Origin of the sequence: Kribbella sp. NPDC050820, from assembly GCF_040653975.1 — a bacterium.
GTDB lineage: Bacteria > Actinomycetota > Actinomycetes > Propionibacteriales > Kribbellaceae > Kribbella.
On the sequence record NZ_JBFAHB010000006.1, the window covers coordinates 152,665 to 166,470 of the forward strand.

Annotated in this window: 19 protein-coding genes; 10 read left to right on the forward strand and 9 right to left on the reverse strand. The window is 68.5% G+C overall.

Annotated elements, in window-relative coordinates:
- Positions 1-92 precede the first annotated feature (92 nt).
- A complete protein-coding gene (locus AB0H36_RS08365) occupies positions 93-695 on the forward strand; it encodes a G5 domain-containing protein (protein ID WP_360518613.1) in 603 nt (200 codons plus the stop codon).
- On the opposite strand, the gene AB0H36_RS08370 is transcribed toward AB0H36_RS08365, so the two are convergent.
- Positions 692-1,285, reverse strand: a complete 594-nt coding sequence (locus AB0H36_RS08370; protein ID WP_360518616.1) for a TIGR03086 family metal-binding protein — start codon at positions 1,283-1,285, stop codon at positions 692-694. The two genes, AB0H36_RS08365 and AB0H36_RS08370, sit on opposite strands and share 4 nt — an antisense overlap.
- A 52-nt stretch (positions 1,286-1,337) precedes the next feature.
- On the opposite strand from AB0H36_RS08370, the gene AB0H36_RS08375 reads away from it, so the two are divergent.
- The 5 genes from AB0H36_RS08375 (at position 1,338) to AB0H36_RS08395 (ending at position 4,393) form a co-directional block, all read left to right on the forward strand.
- A complete protein-coding gene (locus tag AB0H36_RS08375) occupies positions 1,338-1,757 on the forward strand; it encodes a MarR family transcriptional regulator (RefSeq protein ID WP_360518619.1) in 420 nt (139 codons plus the stop codon).
- A 78-nt stretch (positions 1,758-1,835) separates the two neighbouring features.
- Positions 1,836-2,696 (forward strand): hypothetical protein, encoded by an 861-nt coding sequence (locus tag AB0H36_RS08380; RefSeq protein ID WP_360518622.1) that lies wholly within the window; start codon positions 1,836-1,838, stop codon positions 2,694-2,696.
- 80 nt (positions 2,697-2,776) lie between these two features.
- The gene (locus AB0H36_RS08385) at positions 2,777-3,181 is read left to right on the forward strand and encodes a DoxX family protein (RefSeq protein ID WP_360518625.1); all 405 of its coding nucleotides are present in this window, start codon (positions 2,777-2,779) and stop codon (positions 3,179-3,181) included.
- Between the two features lie 43 nt (positions 3,182-3,224).
- Positions 3,225-3,734: a sigma-70 family RNA polymerase sigma factor gene (locus AB0H36_RS08390; protein WP_360518628.1), complete on the forward strand. Its 510-nt coding sequence runs from the start codon at positions 3,225-3,227 to the stop codon at positions 3,732-3,734.
- Complete coding sequence (locus AB0H36_RS08395; protein WP_360518631.1) at positions 3,731-4,393, forward strand: zf-HC2 domain-containing protein; 663 nt, start codon at positions 3,731-3,733, stop codon at positions 4,391-4,393. The genes AB0H36_RS08390 and AB0H36_RS08395 overlap by 4 nt, the downstream gene beginning before the upstream one ends.
- A 351-nt stretch (positions 4,394-4,744) precedes the next feature.
- Here the strand turns inward: AB0H36_RS08395 and AB0H36_RS08400 are convergent, their stop codons facing one another.
- Together AB0H36_RS08400 and AB0H36_RS08405 are read right to left on the reverse strand one after the other, a co-directional pair.
- A complete protein-coding gene (locus tag AB0H36_RS08400) occupies positions 4,745-4,984 on the reverse strand; it encodes a hypothetical protein (protein ID WP_360518634.1) in 240 nt (79 codons plus the stop codon).
- A 63-nt stretch (positions 4,985-5,047) separates the two neighbouring features.
- On the reverse strand, positions 5,048-5,755 hold the full coding sequence (locus tag AB0H36_RS08405) for a helix-turn-helix domain-containing protein (RefSeq protein WP_360518637.1): 708 nt from the start codon (positions 5,753-5,755) through the stop codon (positions 5,048-5,050).
- 146 nt (positions 5,756-5,901) lie between these two features.
- Between AB0H36_RS08405 and AB0H36_RS08410 the strand changes: the two genes are divergently transcribed.
- Entirely contained in the window at positions 5,902-6,534 is a 633-nt protein-coding gene (locus AB0H36_RS08410; RefSeq protein WP_360518640.1) for a flavin reductase family protein, read from the forward strand.
- On the opposite strand, the gene AB0H36_RS08415 is transcribed toward AB0H36_RS08410, so the two are convergent.
- The 5 genes from AB0H36_RS08415 to AB0H36_RS08435 are packed head-to-tail and all read right to left on the reverse strand — an operon-like array spanning position 6,497 to position 9,245.
- Complete coding sequence (locus AB0H36_RS08415; protein WP_360518642.1) at positions 6,497-7,282, reverse strand: arylamine N-acetyltransferase; 786 nt, start codon at positions 7,280-7,282, stop codon at positions 6,497-6,499. The two genes, AB0H36_RS08410 and AB0H36_RS08415, sit on opposite strands and share 38 nt — an antisense overlap.
- 24 nt (positions 7,283-7,306) lie before the next feature.
- On the reverse strand, positions 7,307-7,702 hold the full coding sequence (locus AB0H36_RS08420) for a VOC family protein (protein ID WP_360518645.1): 396 nt from the start codon (positions 7,700-7,702) through the stop codon (positions 7,307-7,309).
- 11 nt (positions 7,703-7,713) lie between these two features.
- Positions 7,714-8,109, reverse strand: coding sequence for a nuclear transport factor 2 family protein (locus AB0H36_RS08425; RefSeq protein ID WP_360518648.1), 396 nt, complete (start codon positions 8,107-8,109; stop codon positions 7,714-7,716).
- Between the two features lie 42 nt (positions 8,110-8,151).
- Positions 8,152-8,508: a hypothetical protein gene (locus AB0H36_RS08430; RefSeq protein ID WP_360518651.1), complete on the reverse strand. Its 357-nt coding sequence runs from the start codon at positions 8,506-8,508 to the stop codon at positions 8,152-8,154.
- Positions 8,509-8,537: 29 nt separating this feature from the next.
- Positions 8,538-9,245, reverse strand: a complete 708-nt coding sequence (locus AB0H36_RS08435; RefSeq protein ID WP_360518654.1) for an SDR family oxidoreductase — start codon at positions 9,243-9,245, stop codon at positions 8,538-8,540.
- A gap of 109 nt (positions 9,246-9,354) precedes the next feature.
- On the opposite strand from AB0H36_RS08435, the gene AB0H36_RS08440 reads away from it, so the two are divergent.
- The 3 genes from AB0H36_RS08440 (at position 9,355) to AB0H36_RS08450 (ending at position 12,952) form a co-directional block, all read left to right on the forward strand.
- Positions 9,355-10,269 carry a LysR family transcriptional regulator gene (locus AB0H36_RS08440; RefSeq protein ID WP_360518657.1) on the forward strand — a complete coding sequence of 305 codons (915 nt, stop codon included), beginning with the start codon at positions 9,355-9,357 and terminating at the stop codon, positions 10,267-10,269.
- 24 nt (positions 10,270-10,293) lie between these two features.
- The gene (locus AB0H36_RS08445; RefSeq protein WP_360518660.1) at positions 10,294-11,175 is read left to right on the forward strand and encodes an amidohydrolase family protein; all 882 of its coding nucleotides are present in this window, start codon (positions 10,294-10,296) and stop codon (positions 11,173-11,175) included.
- A gap of 778 nt (positions 11,176-11,953) precedes the next feature.
- A complete protein-coding gene (locus tag AB0H36_RS08450) occupies positions 11,954-12,952 on the forward strand; it encodes an aldo/keto reductase (protein ID WP_360518663.1) in 999 nt (332 codons plus the stop codon).
- Positions 12,953-12,956: 4 nt separating this feature from the next.
- Here AB0H36_RS08450 and AB0H36_RS08455 read toward each other — a convergent pair whose 3' ends face one another.
- On the reverse strand, positions 12,957-13,715 hold the full coding sequence (locus tag AB0H36_RS08455; protein ID WP_360518666.1) for a GntR family transcriptional regulator: 759 nt from the start codon (positions 13,713-13,715) through the stop codon (positions 12,957-12,959).
- Between the last annotated feature and the right edge of the window lie 91 nt (positions 13,716-13,806).

The following is a 13,806-nucleotide window of genomic DNA, read 5'->3' on the forward strand; positions in this document are numbered from 1 at the left end:
GGGTCGTGGTGGTACAGATCGGAACTCACCCGGGAGGTCCGGGTGCTGACAATCCCGCCGCGGGGGGAAACTGCGGCGGGTTGGGGGGAATCGTGCGTTTGTCTCGTGCTGCGCTGCTGCCTGCGCTCCTGCTGGTCGCGGGTGGTTGCGGATCCAGCGGTACGTCGGAAGTCGCCGAGCCGGCTGCGGTGGTGGGAAGTCAGGCGGTGGTCACGCCGACTCCGACTCCAACTCCAAAGGCAGTGACCACGACGGCAGCCAAGCCCAAGCCGGTGACGACCAAGAAGACCGTGGTGGAGTTCAAGGTCATTCCGTTCAAGACGAAGACGGTGACGGATTCCTCGGTGCCGAAAGGCGAGAAATCCGTCACCACGCAAGGAGTCAACGGCACGCGCCGGCTGACCTACGAGGTGACGATCGTCGACGGCAGGCAGACGGCGAAGGAGCTCATCAAGCAGGAGGTGGTCAAGCAGCCGCGGACGCAGGTGACCACGGTCGGCACCAAGGTCGAGGAGGCGCAGGAGTCCGGCTGCGATCCGAACTACAGCGGCGGCTGCGTCCCGATCGCCAGTGACGTGGACTGTTCAGGTGGCAGCGGCAACGGGCCGGAGTACGTGCGCGGCCCGGTCACAGTCGTCGGCGACGACGTCTACGACCTGGACCGCGACAGCGACGGGCTTGGTTGTGAGGACTAGTTGGGCCAGGCGGGATTGCGGCCGAGGTGGGCCAGGATCTTGTCCAGAGGGTCGGTGCCCGACCATGGGATGTCGGGGCCGAAGGGGGAGCCGGGGGTCAGCCGGAGTTCGCCGGTGGGGACGAGCTGGGCCACGTCACGTGCGGCATCCAGGACCTCGGGAGTGAAGGTGACCGTGGCGCCGATCGACTTCGCGACATCCCAGGCGTGCACCACGTAGTCGATGAAGTGGAAGCTGATCGCCTGCTGCCCGGGGAACGGCTGGTCGGTGCCGAACTCCGGCAGCGGGAACAGGCGCTCGGTCACGCCGTCCTCGGCGAACGCCTCCAGGACATGCTCCGCGGAGTCGAGGTACGCCTTGACCGGGTCGGCGCCCAGGTCGCGGACCTTCCACAGGGCTTCGTCGCCGTCACCACGGGAGGCGGCGGCGAAGCCGTAGTGCTGCGTCGCCATGTGCGCGAGCAGACCGTACAGCGTCCAGGACCTGCACGGCGTCGGCTTGGCGAGATCGGCGTCGGTGACACGCGTGACCAGCTCCATGCCGGCCCGGACCGCTTGTGCGTCGAGGGAAACGTAATCAACTGTAGGCATGCGCTTATCGTATGCGCCAGCTTATGATTGCGCCAGTGCTATCTTCCCTGGCGTGAGCGACGAGCGCCCCGATCTCGCCGCGATGATTGCGCCGTTGATGCGGGCGCTCATCGCGGCGGAGCTGCCCGTGCTCGAGGCGAACGACGTCTCGATGTGGGGTTACGCCGTACTGACCGCGCTCGATGACACCCCGGTCCGGACCCAGGCCGCGCTCGCGGAGGCGATCGGGGCGGACAAGTCGCGCATCATCGGCACCCTCGACGAGCTGCAGGACGCCGGCCTGATCGAGCGCACGCCTGATCCGGGCGACCGCCGGGTGCGGCTGCTCTCGATCACGGCGAAGGGCCGCCGGGTACGGCGCTCGGTGCGCAAAGGCATCCGGGTCGAAGAAGACCGCCTGCTCGCCACCCTCCCGGCCGCCGACCGTCAGGTGTTCCTCCGGACGCTCCGCGAGCTTTACGACGCCCGCTGAGCACGCCACCCGCCCGATGGAGCAGGTTCCCCCGCCGGAGGGATCCGCGCCGTCGCGGGACCGACTGAGATTGATCCCATGGCACGCACCGCAACACTCCTCTGGGCAGCGGCGTACGGATGTCTCCGCATCTGGTTCGCGACCGGCCACGCACCGGACTGGAAGTTCCCAGGCGGCGATCTGCTGATCCCGGACTGGGCCGCAGTCGTGCTGTGCGTGCTCAGTGCCGCGGCCGTCCTGGCTGTGGATCGCCGACCAAGCTCTTGGTTCCTGATCCGAACGCTGTGGGCTCTGGCAGCCGCTTGGGTGGCGGCCGCTGCCTTCGCCTTGCTCGATGTGGTCGGCGGCGTGCTGCCAGGCCTCGGACTCCCGTTCGATCTGCCGGGAATGCTGAGCCGGTTCGCCGCTCTCGGTGGTGCTGTACTCCTCGGCCGAACCGCCCTGACCTACCAACGCCGGCTCGGCCCGCGGCGTTCGCTTGCGGAGATCCCGCGCTGGGCGTACGTCGGCGCGTGGGCCGCGGTCGCCGGCTGCCTGATCCGGTTGGCCGCGCAGGCAGCCGTCGGCTTCGACAAGACGCCGTACGGCGCGAGCCTCTCGATGGTGTTGTTCGAGGCCGGCTTCCTGCTCGCCGGCATCGCGCTGCCGCTGCTGCTGGTCTATCGCCTCGGCCGGATCTTCCCGCGCTGGATGCTGCTGCTTCCCGGCGCCGGGCTCGGCGGCGGCATCACGGCGTACTTCGGTGTCGGCCTGCTCCAGATGATCGTCGCCGCGATCCAGGGCAAGCCCATGTACGGCGATATCGGCCTGCCCGACGCGTTCTTCTGGGTGGCGGTCCCGGCCTACCTGGTCTGGGGCGTCGGCCTGGCGACCGCGACGTACGGCTTCCACCTAGCAAAGCCAGTACGGCGAGCGCAACCGATTCGGAGTGTGATCTGAAAGTCACGATGTGTTGAACCCGGCACCGGCCTGTCTCGTTCGGAAGGGCGACGACCCCTACACCCTCGAGGAGTGAGGCCATGAAGGTGCTGGAGCGCTACCAGAAGCAAGTGATCGCCGTCTTCCGGATCGTGATCGGGTTCCTGTTCTGCTGTCACGGCGCTGCGGCGCTGTTCGGCGTGCTCGGCACGAAACAGTCCGAGCTGTTCGCCTGGCCGTCGTGGTGGGCGGCCGCGATCCAGTTCGCCGGCGGCGCGCTGGTGCTGATCGGCCTGGGCACCAGGTACGCTGCGCTGCTCTGTTCGGGATCGATGGCGTACGCGTACTTCACAGTGCACCAGGTGGATGCTTTGCTTCCTGTGCAGAATGGTGGCGAGAAGGCGGCGCTGTTCTGCTTCGCCTTCCTGCTGATCGCATTCCTGGGCAACGGCGCCTGGGCGGTCGAGCGAGCAGCACCGAAGAAGGCAACCGTGACAGCGGAGTGATCCCGGCCGGGACCGCCCGATGCGTGACAGAGCAGGAGCGCCGATGGCCGATGACCGGGCGGCGCTGTTGCGTGAGTTGCACGACGTGCACGCACCGGCCCTGTGGCGGTTCGTGGTCCGGCTGACCGGTGACGACCGGCTGGCCGAGGACGTCGTGCAGGAGACGCTGCTGCGCGCCTGGCGCCGGCCGCAGATCCTGACCGAGGACGAGGCGGGGGCCCGGGCCTGGCTGTTCACGGTGGCGCGCAATCTCGTCATCGACGACCGGCGCAGTGCCCGGGTCAGCCGCGAGGTGGCCAGCGACGACCTGCCGGAGAACCCGAGCGCCGACCACGCGAACGCCGTCCTCGACGCGTGGCTGGTGGCCGAGTCCCTGGCACAGTTGTCGGAGGAACATCGGCAAGTGATTGTTCGTGCCTACTACGGGCGTCGTACTGTCACTGATATAGCCGAGGAGCTGGACATCCCGTCAGGCACCGTGAAGTCGCGGCTGCACTACGGGTTGCGGGCTCTGAAGCTCGCGTTGCAGGAGAAGGGGGTGACCAGCCAGTGAGCGATCCGTACCGGGAGTGGGATGCGGCGTACCTGCTCGGCGCGTTGTCGGCGCAGGAGCGGCGCGAGTACGAGGAGCACCTGCTGACCTGCGACGAGTGCTCCGCCGAGGTGGCCTCGCTGTCCGACATGCCCATGGCGCTGGCCGCGTTGCCCGACGACCGTGCCCTCGCGACCATCACCGCCACCCCGCCGAACCTGCTGCCCGGCCTGGTCCGCGAGGTCCAGCGGGACACCCGCAAGCGCCGGGTCCGGGTCGGCATGGCGATCGCAGGAGTCGCTGCGACGGCGGCCGCGGTCAGCGCGCTGATCGTGGTCCCGCTGAGCCGCGAGGAGCCCCAGGGTGACTACGTGGTCCTCGCGCAGACCGTGGCCAGCAAGCTCACTGCGGACGCGCGGCTGGTGCCGGAGCGCTGGGGTACGACGATCGAGATCAGCTGCCGGTACGACGAGCTGGCGACGCCGAGCGAACGCGCCCGCGGCTACGAGCTTTACGTCACTGACAAGTCCGGAAAGGCACAGCTGATCGCCAGCTGGACAGCGGCGCCGGGGACGACGGTCAAGCCGGCCGCGACCACGAAGCTGCAGCGCAACGAGATCAAGGCGCTGGACATCCGCAGTTCGGAGAGCGGGCGCGTGCTGCTGGCCGTGCACTTCTAGCACGTTCGAGTGAATGCCTGGTTACTGGTGGGGCACCTGACAGTCAAGAGGCACGGTCGCTCGAGAGGCCGGTTCTCCAGGCCCCGGTGTTCAGGGACGTGCACCGGGGTCGCTCCCTGTTCCCGGCGGTTGGCTCGGACTTCTTTTGCGATCGTGTAACACCCGGGCCGTCACCAGCGATACACCGTGTGTAACGCCACTGAGGATCCCGTCCCAGGTCAACCGCCCGAAGGGCCTGGGCCGGGGTTCTCGTCGTCGAGAGGCGCCACGGCCGCGTTACGCACGAAGGCCCCCGGTGAGCACCGGGGGCCTTCGTGCTCTATCGCTGCCCTCCCTACATCCCTCCCTGCGCTATGACGCTTGTTCGCTCGGTCGGTGCGACTCCGGCAGGGCGATCCGGTCCGCCGGGAGGCGTTCCGTCCGCTCGGCGCCGTCGTCGCCCTCGTACTGCACCAGGCCGGTCCATCCCGTCGCCTCGTGCTCACGGCCGATCAGCCAGCCGGGACGCCACTTGCCGTCCACGAGGACGATCACATGGCTGGGCAGCGGCAGACGGGACACCAGTTCGGTGCCGGGCTCGAACTCAGTCATGGCCGAAGGCTAGGTGGTTTCCGCGCCCGGCGCCTCCTGGGAGCGTGTTCACACGGGGTCTTCTCAGACTGTGGGCACCAGTTCTCGCACGATCCCGGTCGGCAGGCCCAACTCACGCACGGAGCCGGTGACCTTCAGCGCGCGGCCGCCCGTGATGTGGGTCACCCAGCCTTGTTGCAAAGCATGTTCGCACAAGGCAGCGCCGACCGCGCCGGCCAAGTGCGGCCTGCGTTCGGTCACGTCCAGGCACGATCGCAGTGCGGGCCGGCCGCGTCGCCGTTCGACCACGATGCCGAGATCTTCCAACCAGGCATTGCCTTCCGGCGTCAGCGCGACGCCTTCCGACCAGTCGATCAAGCCGCGCTCGGTCATCGCGTCCGCCAGCGCCACACCGAGCTTGCCGGCGAGATGGTCGTAGCAGGTTCGGGCCCGTGCGAACGCGTCCCGCTTACTCACCGCCGACAGGCTGCTCAGCTCCTCGGTGCGGTGCGGAGCCAGCGCTGCAAGCCCTTCGATCAACTCGGCCGTGTCCGGACCGGCCAGTTTCAGATAGCGGTGCCGCCCTTGCCGGACCTCGGTGAGCAGCCCGCCGTCGACGAGCAGGTTGAGGTGCTCGCTGATCGTCGGCCGTGAGACCTTCGCCACCCGAGCCAGTTCGGTCGCCGTCCAGGCTCGTCCGTCGAGCAGCGCCAGGCAGACCGTCGCCCGAGTGGCATCGGCCAGCATCCTGGCCCATGCGGCCAGCTCCTGCCCTTCCGTCTGCATCCTCATCCACGTCCTCGCTTCGCTCCGGGCGCGGATGAGGCGCAAGGTGGGCTGTGTTTGATGATGAACTCGCTTCGCTCGTTCATGCTCCCATCATGCCGTCCGCACTGTTCGGCCTCTGCCGAAGTGATCGCCGCCTAGCGTCGGCACCCATGACGCACCTGACGATCGAACCGTCCATCCTGTACGTCGGTACGCCGGTCGCACTGCTCTCCACCGAGAACGCCGACGGCACCGCCAACCTCGCCCCGATGTCGTCGGCGTGGGCACTCGGCGACATCGTCGTCCTCGGTCTCGGCACGACCGGTCAGACCGGGTACAACCTCCAGCATCGACCTGAGCTGGTGATCAGCTTTCCGTCGCCGGAGCTGTGGGAGGCGGTCGAGCGACTCGCGCCGCTGACCGGTCGCGATCCGGTGCCGGACCACAAGCGGCCCCGCTTTCGCCTCGAACGGGAGAAGTTCAAGGCGGCCGGCCTGACTCCGGTCGCGTCCGAGGTGGTCGGTCCGCCGAGGGTGGCGGAGTGCCCGGTGCAGTTCGAGGCGTCCGCCGTCCGGGTGGATATCGGTGCTGATGGCAACTTCCTGCTCGTTCAGGCCGAGGTGTTGCGGGTGCATGCCGACGAGCGGATCGTCGTACCGGGAACGTCGTACGTCGATCCGGGGGTGTGGTCGCCGTTGATCTACAACTTCCGGCACTACTTCGGCCTGGGGCCGGAGCTGGGGGAGTCGTTCCGGACCGAGACGCCTAGAGAAGCTTTAGGCGGTCGATCTCTTCGTCGCTGAGGACGACGTCGAGACCGGCCAACGCAGCCGGGAGATCCGCGGCCGGTACGGCGCGGGTGGTGACGCGACCGTCGGCGTACTCGGTGGTGAGCTCGTCGCCGATCAGTCGCCGGACGACGCCGTCGGCGACGCGCATCACCACCGGGCGGCCGGTGAAGGGCGAGTGCGGGTGGGTCGAGACGTAGTGGTGGTAGACCTCGTAGTCGATCGGGCGGACCGGCTCGTCGTTGGATGCGTGCTGCGGAACCCAGCCGTCCGGAGTCTGCTTCTCCAGCGTCCACACGTCGCCGTCGACGGTCAGGCGATGGTCCCAGCCGCCCTGGTCCACGACCATGCCGTCCTTCAGCGGGGTCGGGTAGAGCTGGCCGGCGCCGAACCCGACATCGGCTAGGAACTCCTGCCCGTCGACGCCGACCTTGAGCAGCGCGTGCGTCCGCGGCCCCGACTTGTGCGGCTGCACCCGGGCGACCCGGCGTTCGACCTCGAACCCGAGCCGTTCCAGCGCGGCGCCGAACAGCAGCGTGTGCTCGTAGCAGTAGCCGCCGCGCTGTCGCCGTACCAGCTTCGACTGGATTGCGGCCAACCCGATCCCCGGGTGCGTGCCGAGGATCACGTCGATGTTCTCGAACGGGATCGCCAGCACGTGCGCCCGGTGCAGGCTGTGCAGACTGTCCGCGGACGGCGCGACCCGCGGGTGCCCGATCCGGTCGAGGTAGGCGTCCAGGTCCAGTTCGTCGATCTCCCACATGCCGCCTACCTCAACACTTCGAGTTCACTTGAGGTCAAGCTCGGTGAACAGAGTCAGCTGGATCCCGCCCGGCGTCTCCAGCCGCGCGTTCAGCGAGTTCCACGGGGTGCGGGTCGGCTCGGCGATCACGGTTGCGCCGGCGTCGGCCAGCCGCCGGGTGGTCGCGGCCGAGTCGTCCACCTCGAGCGCGACGCGGTACTTCCCGGCGACCCGGCGGCCGACCTCGACCTCGTCGATGAGGTCGGCCTGGCCCGGGTCCGCGATCTCCAGGGTGGCCCGCTCGACCTCGAGGATCACCACCCGCCCGTTCTCCGACGAGTACGACGCCCGCTCCGGCAGCCCGAGCACGTCCCGGTAGAACGCCACCGCCTCGTCGTAGTCGTCCGCCGTCACGACCAGTCGCAGTTCCTTCACAGTCATGGGGTCAAGTATCAGACCTCCTGCCAGACCGGGGAGATGGTCGCCCGGTCGAAGCGCCAGCCTGCCGGCGTGCGTACGGCGGAGTACTTCGTGTGCACGCCCGCCCGGTGGTGCGGCGCCTCGCCCTCGCGGAAGAAGAACACCAGTTGGGTGGCCGTTGCGTCCGCGCGGTCCCCGTCGAGGATCACGACGATGTTGCTGTGCAGGTGCTGGGTCTTGGCGTCGGCCGTGGCCGCGACGAAGGCGACGACGTCGTCGATCCCGTGGATCTCACCGCCGCGCGGCGACTGCACCACCACGTCCTTCGTGTAGACGTTCCGCAGCTCGTCCGGGGTGCCCTCGTCCAGCACCCGCGCCAGCTCCGCGAACAGGTCCGTGATCTCGAGCCGATCGGCAATCGCGTTCATCGTTTCCTCTTTTGTTGGTGTCGCCAATGTTGGTGACGCCAACTATAGTCGGGAAACCTGGTAGTGCAAGACCTGCCCGGAGTCGCCGAGCCGGCGGACGATGAGGCTCAGGTAGACCGAGATGGCCGGCCGATCGGTGAACGTGAAGTCGACGGCGACGTACCCGAGGACCACGTCGTCCGCGAGCCGCCGGGTCTCCAGGACGCCGTACGACGCCTGCAGTCCGAGCGGCTGTGAGTCGTAGTACGCGGCGACGTCGTCGGGGCCGACGCCGTACAGGTGCAAGCCCTGGAAGATCGCGTCGTCGGCGAACAGGGCGGCGACGTCCTTGGGCTCGTGGGCGTCGACGCCGGCCTTCCACTGGTCGAGAACGCTGTGCAAAAGTTCGAGCTCGGTCATGAGAATCTCCTTGTGGGGATGGCCATGGTTCAGTGACCCGCCTGCTGGCCGCCGTCGACGTGCACGATCTCGCCGGTCACGAAGTTCGCGCCTTCCAGGAACAGGACCGCGTCGACGATCTCGTCGATCTCGCCCATCCGGCCGACCGGGTGCAGGGCGGCGAGGAACTCGTGGGTCTCCGCCGGGTGCATCGGCGTCCGGATCACTCCGGGAGCGACGGCGTTGAACCGGATGCCGCGGGCGGCGTACTCGGTGGCGAGGGACTTGGTGACGGAGTTCAGGCCGCCCTTGGTCAGCGAGGCGAGCGCGGACGGCACGTTGCTGTTCGCGTGGTCGGCCAGGCTGGTGGTGATGCCGATGACGTGGCCGGTGCCCTGGGCAACCATCGCGGCAACGGCCTGCTGGGTGATCTCGAAGAACCCGCGCACGTTCACGCCGGTGACCAGGTCGAAGTCCTCGGCGGTGTACTCGGTGAACGGCTTCGCGACGAAGACGCCCGCGTTGTTGACCAGGGTGTCGACCCGGCCGAACGTCTCGAGCGCCCGCTCGACGATCCGGCGGCCGACGCCCGGCGCCGCGATGTCACCGGCGACGGTCAGCACCAGCGGGTCGTCCGACGGCTCGATGGTGCGGGAGTTCGCGACCACGGCGTACCCGAGTTTGCGGTACGCCGGGACGAGTGCCGCGCCGATGCCGGAGGACGCACCGGTGACGACGGCGACTTTCTGGTGGCTCATGAGGCTCTCTTTCTGAAGGAGTTGTACTTCGATCGTTGTCGAACCATTGATGGTTTTCCACGACCGGTTTGCTCCCAGCTGAGAGGCGCGGCCTACTACGATCGAGCCCGTGGAACTGCGGCAGCTGGGCTACTTCGTCGCCGTGGCCGAGGAGCTCAACTTCGGTCGCGCCGCGGCTCGCCTGCACATCGCCGGCCCTTCGCTGTCGCAGCAGATCAAGTCGCTGGAGCGGGACCTCGGTGTGCGGTTGTTCGACCGCGACCGCCGTACCGTCACGCTGACCGCGCAGGGCGAGGCGCTGCTGCCGCGGGCGCGGGCTCTGCTCGAGCAGGCCGCCGAGTTGCGCCGTACGGCGGTCGGCCTGGCGGCGACCGAACCGGTCCGGCTCGGGTATGTGAGCTGGCGACCGCCCGATCTGGTCGAGCGGACGTCCGGAGTCGCACAGTTGCTCGTCGACGCGTGGGTGATGCCGTCGCACACGCAGGCGGGGCGGGTGGCGGACGGCAGCATCGACCTGGCGATCTGCTGGGTACGCGCGACCGACCTGGCCGAGCAGGAGTTGGAAGGCCGCCTGATCGGGGCGGACCAGTTGTCCGCGATCTCGTGGGGTCGCGACGACTCCGCCGTACGCGCGAAGGACACCGCCGTACTCGTCGACGCCGACACTGCGACCTGGGCGTCGTGGAACATCTACGCGGTCGAGTTCGCTCGCGAGACCGGTGCCGAGGTGGTCCGGATCGACGACCACGGGATCACCGGGCAGGCCTTATTCGAGCACGTACGACGGTTGCGCCGGCCGGTGATCCGGTCGCCCAAGCGGGACGAGACCCCGCTGCCGCCCGATCTGGTCCGGCGGCCGGTGGTCGAGCCGGTGCCGGTGTGGACTTGGGCGCTGGTGTGCCGCCGCGACGAGCCGAGCCGCGCTGTGCAGGCCGCCTTCGAAGCGCTGACTCGTGGCGTCGTTCTGGACCTCGATCTGTCGGTCTCGTGGGTGCCGGCTGACGACCTGTTCCGCTTGGGGTAGTCGCGGGGCACCTACAGTGTGGGGATGCGTGACGCGGACGTTCCCGGGTGGTGGCGGCGGCTCGGCCTCGACGGCTTGGTCGACGTACATGTGCACTTCCTGCCGGACCAGGTGATGAACGCGGTCTGGGCGTACTTCGACCAGGCGTCGGAGCACTACGGGACGGCGTGGCCGATCAACTACCGGACGTCGGTGGAGGAACGGCTGAAGACGCTCGAGGCGCTGGGTGTGCGAGCGTTTCCGGCGTTGGTGTACCCGCACAAGCCGGGGATGGCGGGGTGGCTCAACACGTGGGCGCGGGACTTCGCCGAGGCGACGCCGGGGTGCGTTTCGAGCGGGACGTTCTTTCCTGAGCCTGGGGCGGCGGCCTATGTGCGGGAGGCGTTGGAGGCCGGGACACGGATCTTCAAGGTTCACGTGCAGGTGGGGGGTTACGACCCGCGCGACGATGAGCTTGATTCTGTTTGGGGTCAGCTGGCGGAGGCCGGTGTGCCGGTGGTGGTGCATTGCGGGTCGGGGCCGATTCCGGGGCGGCATACGGGGCCGGGGCCGTTTGGGGAGGTGTTGCGGAGGCATCCTCGGTTGACCGCGGTGATTGCGCATCTGGGGATGCCTGAGTACGAGGAGCATTTGCGGCTTACGTCGTACCCGAATGTGCATCTGGATACGACGATGGCACTGACGCCGTTCACGGAGGCGTTGATGCCTTTTCCGCGCTCGCTGACCTCGCGACTCGGCGACCTGCAGGACCGGATCGTGCTGGGCTCGGACTTCCCGAACATCCCGTATGAGTACGCCGTTCAACTCTCGGCGCTGGAGTCCCTCGACCTAGGCGACGACTGGCTACGCGCAGTCTGCTGGGACAACGGCACCCGCCTACTCGGTCTACCCCTCCCAGCCGGCTAACGCTCGCTCCACTCGCCCGCCGGTCTGCCTCGCCCGCCCTTCCTCGACCACACCCGTGCTCCTCCGTCGCCCGCTCGCGAGAACACCGCGGTCCTGGCGACCGGCTCACTGAGCGGTCTCGTGGTGTTGCCTGCACCGTCCACGGACTGTGGATATCCCGCGCTCCTGCCTCATGTGTGGGCGTTCCTCGAGCCGGCGGCACCGGACGAGCTCGATCGGTCGAGATCCGATCGATTCCGGTGGGCAACGTCGCCCAGTCTGCGCAGTCTGGGCCGAAGGGTCTCCCGCGCCCCAGGAGCCAGCCGGCCACGGCCCGCACCAGGTCGGCAGTTGTGGTGGCCTACTGCGGCGGACGACGTTGCGTGGAGCCGGGGAAAAACGGACAGGTAGTGCACCGGCGAGACGCCGTACACACCGACCCGACCACGCTCAACCGCACTACCCGCGGCTCGGCACTACCTGTTGAAATGCACCCCTTCCTGTCTCTGTCACCGCAGACTCACCCACGGCCCGGCCAGACCAGTCTCGAGTACAGGCGGGGCTTCTGCGTCGCCGGGTTATGACAGCGCTGGTCGCGGCCGACTCGCTCGCCAAGCGGGTCGTGGTCTCGCGTGCCGCATTCACCGCCTGTGGTCGCGAGCGGTGAGGTTCTCGCTGAACCACAGCACCACAGCGGGCTGGTTGTTCTTGCCGGCAAGGGTGTACTGGCAGTGCCTCCCTGGTTGTGGCGGATCGGCCTACGGTCGGAGCGGATTGACGTGTAGACGGGAGTAGGGGCATGGAGAAGCGCAGGCTGGGGACGAACGGTCCGGAGGTATCCGCGCTGGGGCTGGGGTGTATGAGCATGACCGGCGGGTACAGTGACCGGCCCGATCGGCAGGAGATGGTCGGGCTGATCCGTACCGCGGTGGAGCGGGGCGTCACGTTCTTCGACACCGCGGAGATCTACGGGCCGTACGCGAACGAGGAGCTCGTTGGCGAGGCTCTCGCGCCGTACCGGGATCAGGTGGTGATCGCGACCAAGTTCGGCTGGGACATCGACCCGGTGGAGCGGAAGCCGCGGGGGCGCGTGACGAGTCGGCCGGAGAGCATCAGGCAGGTCGTCGACGGGTCGTTGCAGCGGCTCGGTGTGGACGTGATCGACCTGTACTACCAGCACCGGGTCGACCCGGAGGTGCCGATCGAGGAGGTCGCCGGCACCGTGAAGGACCTGGTCGAAGCGGGGAAGGTCAAGTACTTCGGTCTGTCCGAAGCGTCAGCCGCCACGATCCGGCGGGCACACGCCGTTCATCCGGTGACTGCGATCCAGAGCGAGTACTCGGTCTGGTGGCGCCGGCCGGAAGAGGAGGTGCTGGCTGCGTGCGCCGACCTGGGCATCGGGTTTGTCCCGTACAGCCCACTGGGCAAGGGATTCCTCACCGGCACGATCACCTCGTCGACGGACTTCGATCCGGCCAACGACATCCGCAGTACGATTCCGCGCTTCGAACCGGACGCCCGTGAGCACAACCAGGCGATCGTCGAGCTGCTGACCGCGATTGCGAGCCGCAAGGGCGCCACCCCGGCGCAGATCGCACTGGCCTGGTTGCTCGCGCAGCAGCCGTGGATCGTGCCGATCCCGGGTACGCGCAAGTTGCACCGGCTGGACGAGAACCTGGGTGCCGCGGGCATCGAGCTGTCCGCGGACGAGCTGACCGAGATCGACGACGCCGGCGCGAAGATCCAGATCCAGGGCGGCCGGTACGCCGAGGCTCAGGAGCGGATGACCAACCTCTGACCGGTCACGCCTTGGCTGTCAGGCGGTACCCGGTCTTGGCGGAGAACTCGGCGGACAGGGCGAACCGGTCCCCACGGACCAGGGTGTGACGCCACTCGATCGGGGTGTTCTGCGACGTACCTTGCCGGTTGATCGAGAAGGCCGCGGCGTCCGGCGGGCAGTGCAGCAGCGTGCGCTCGGCCGGTGTGGGTACGACGGCGCGGATGTCCTCGCGGCCGTGGTCGAGGTGGAGCCCGGTGCGGGCGGCGAGCTCGTTGTAGAGGCTCGTGTGGGTGAAGTCGGCATCCAGGAGCGGTTCGGCGAGTGATGCCGGCAGCCACACCCGGTCCAGGGCCAGCGGCTCGTCGCCGGCGAAGCGGAGACGCTCGAGGTAGAGGAGCGGGATCGACGCCTCCAGGTCGAGGCGGGCCGCGATGACGCCGTCGGCCCGGATGTCCAGCGCCCGTACGACGCTGTGCTGGGTCAGGCCGGACGCCTCGACCGAGGAGAAGAGGCTGTAGAGGGCGCCCATCGGCTGCCGGATCTCGGGCGCGGTGGCGACGCGCGGCTGGCGGCCGCGTTCGGCGACGATCAGGCCGTCCGCGCGGAGCTGGGCGAGCGCCTGGCGGACGGTGTGCCGGCTGACCTGGTAGTCCTCGACCAGCGCGAGCTCACCGGGGAAGAGGTCGTCGAACTCCCCGGCCCGCAGCCGGCGGACCAGTTCCTGCTGCAACTGCTTCCAGAGCGGCTGGCCGCCGGAGCGGTCGAGCCTGCGCTCGGTCATCGGGGTCCTGCCTCCGTCGGTCACCGGGGTTGCCAAATGTCCGGTCATCTCCTAGCTTAAATGTGCGTACATTTCTAGCGGAGGAGAACCG

What these genes read in the sequence shown, in the direction of transcription:
- AB0H36_RS08370 (WP_360518616.1), bottom strand. Translation starts at nt 1,285, where the DNA reads ATGCCTACAGTTGATTACGTTTCCCTCGACGCACAAGCGGTCCGGGCC.
- AB0H36_RS08380 (WP_360518622.1), top strand. Translation starts at nt 1,836, where the DNA reads ATGGCACGCACCGCAACACTCCTCTGGGCAGCGGCGTACGGATGTCTC.
- AB0H36_RS08385 (WP_360518625.1), top strand. Translation starts at nt 2,777, where the DNA reads ATGAAGGTGCTGGAGCGCTACCAGAAGCAAGTGATCGCCGTCTTCCGG.
- AB0H36_RS08390 (WP_360518628.1), top strand. Translation starts at nt 3,225, where the DNA reads ATGGCCGATGACCGGGCGGCGCTGTTGCGTGAGTTGCACGACGTGCAC.
- AB0H36_RS08400 (WP_360518634.1), bottom strand. Translation starts at nt 4,984, where the DNA reads ATGACTGAGTTCGAGCCCGGCACCGAACTGGTGTCCCGTCTGCCGCTG.
- AB0H36_RS08405 (WP_360518637.1), bottom strand. Translation starts at nt 5,755, where the DNA reads ATGAGGATGCAGACGGAAGGGCAGGAGCTGGCCGCATGGGCCAGGATG.
- AB0H36_RS08410 (WP_360518640.1), top strand. Translation starts at nt 5,902, where the DNA reads ATGACGCACCTGACGATCGAACCGTCCATCCTGTACGTCGGTACGCCG.
- AB0H36_RS08415 (WP_360518642.1), bottom strand. Translation starts at nt 7,282, where the DNA reads ATGTGGGAGATCGACGAACTGGACCTGGACGCCTACCTCGACCGGATC.
- AB0H36_RS08420 (WP_360518645.1), bottom strand. Translation starts at nt 7,702, where the DNA reads ATGACTGTGAAGGAACTGCGACTGGTCGTGACGGCGGACGACTACGAC.
- AB0H36_RS08425 (WP_360518648.1), bottom strand. Translation starts at nt 8,109, where the DNA reads ATGAACGCGATTGCCGATCGGCTCGAGATCACGGACCTGTTCGCGGAG.
- AB0H36_RS08430 (WP_360518651.1), bottom strand. Translation starts at nt 8,508, where the DNA reads ATGACCGAGCTCGAACTTTTGCACAGCGTTCTCGACCAGTGGAAGGCC.
- AB0H36_RS08435 (WP_360518654.1), bottom strand. Translation starts at nt 9,245, where the DNA reads ATGAGCCACCAGAAAGTCGCCGTCGTCACCGGTGCGTCCTCCGGCATC.
- AB0H36_RS08445 (WP_360518660.1), top strand. Translation starts at nt 10,294, where the DNA reads ATGCGTGACGCGGACGTTCCCGGGTGGTGGCGGCGGCTCGGCCTCGAC.
- AB0H36_RS08450 (WP_360518663.1), top strand. Translation starts at nt 11,954, where the DNA reads ATGGAGAAGCGCAGGCTGGGGACGAACGGTCCGGAGGTATCCGCGCTG.
- AB0H36_RS08455 (WP_360518666.1), bottom strand. Translation starts at nt 13,715, where the DNA reads ATGACCGAGCGCAGGCTCGACCGCTCCGGCGGCCAGCCGCTCTGGAAG.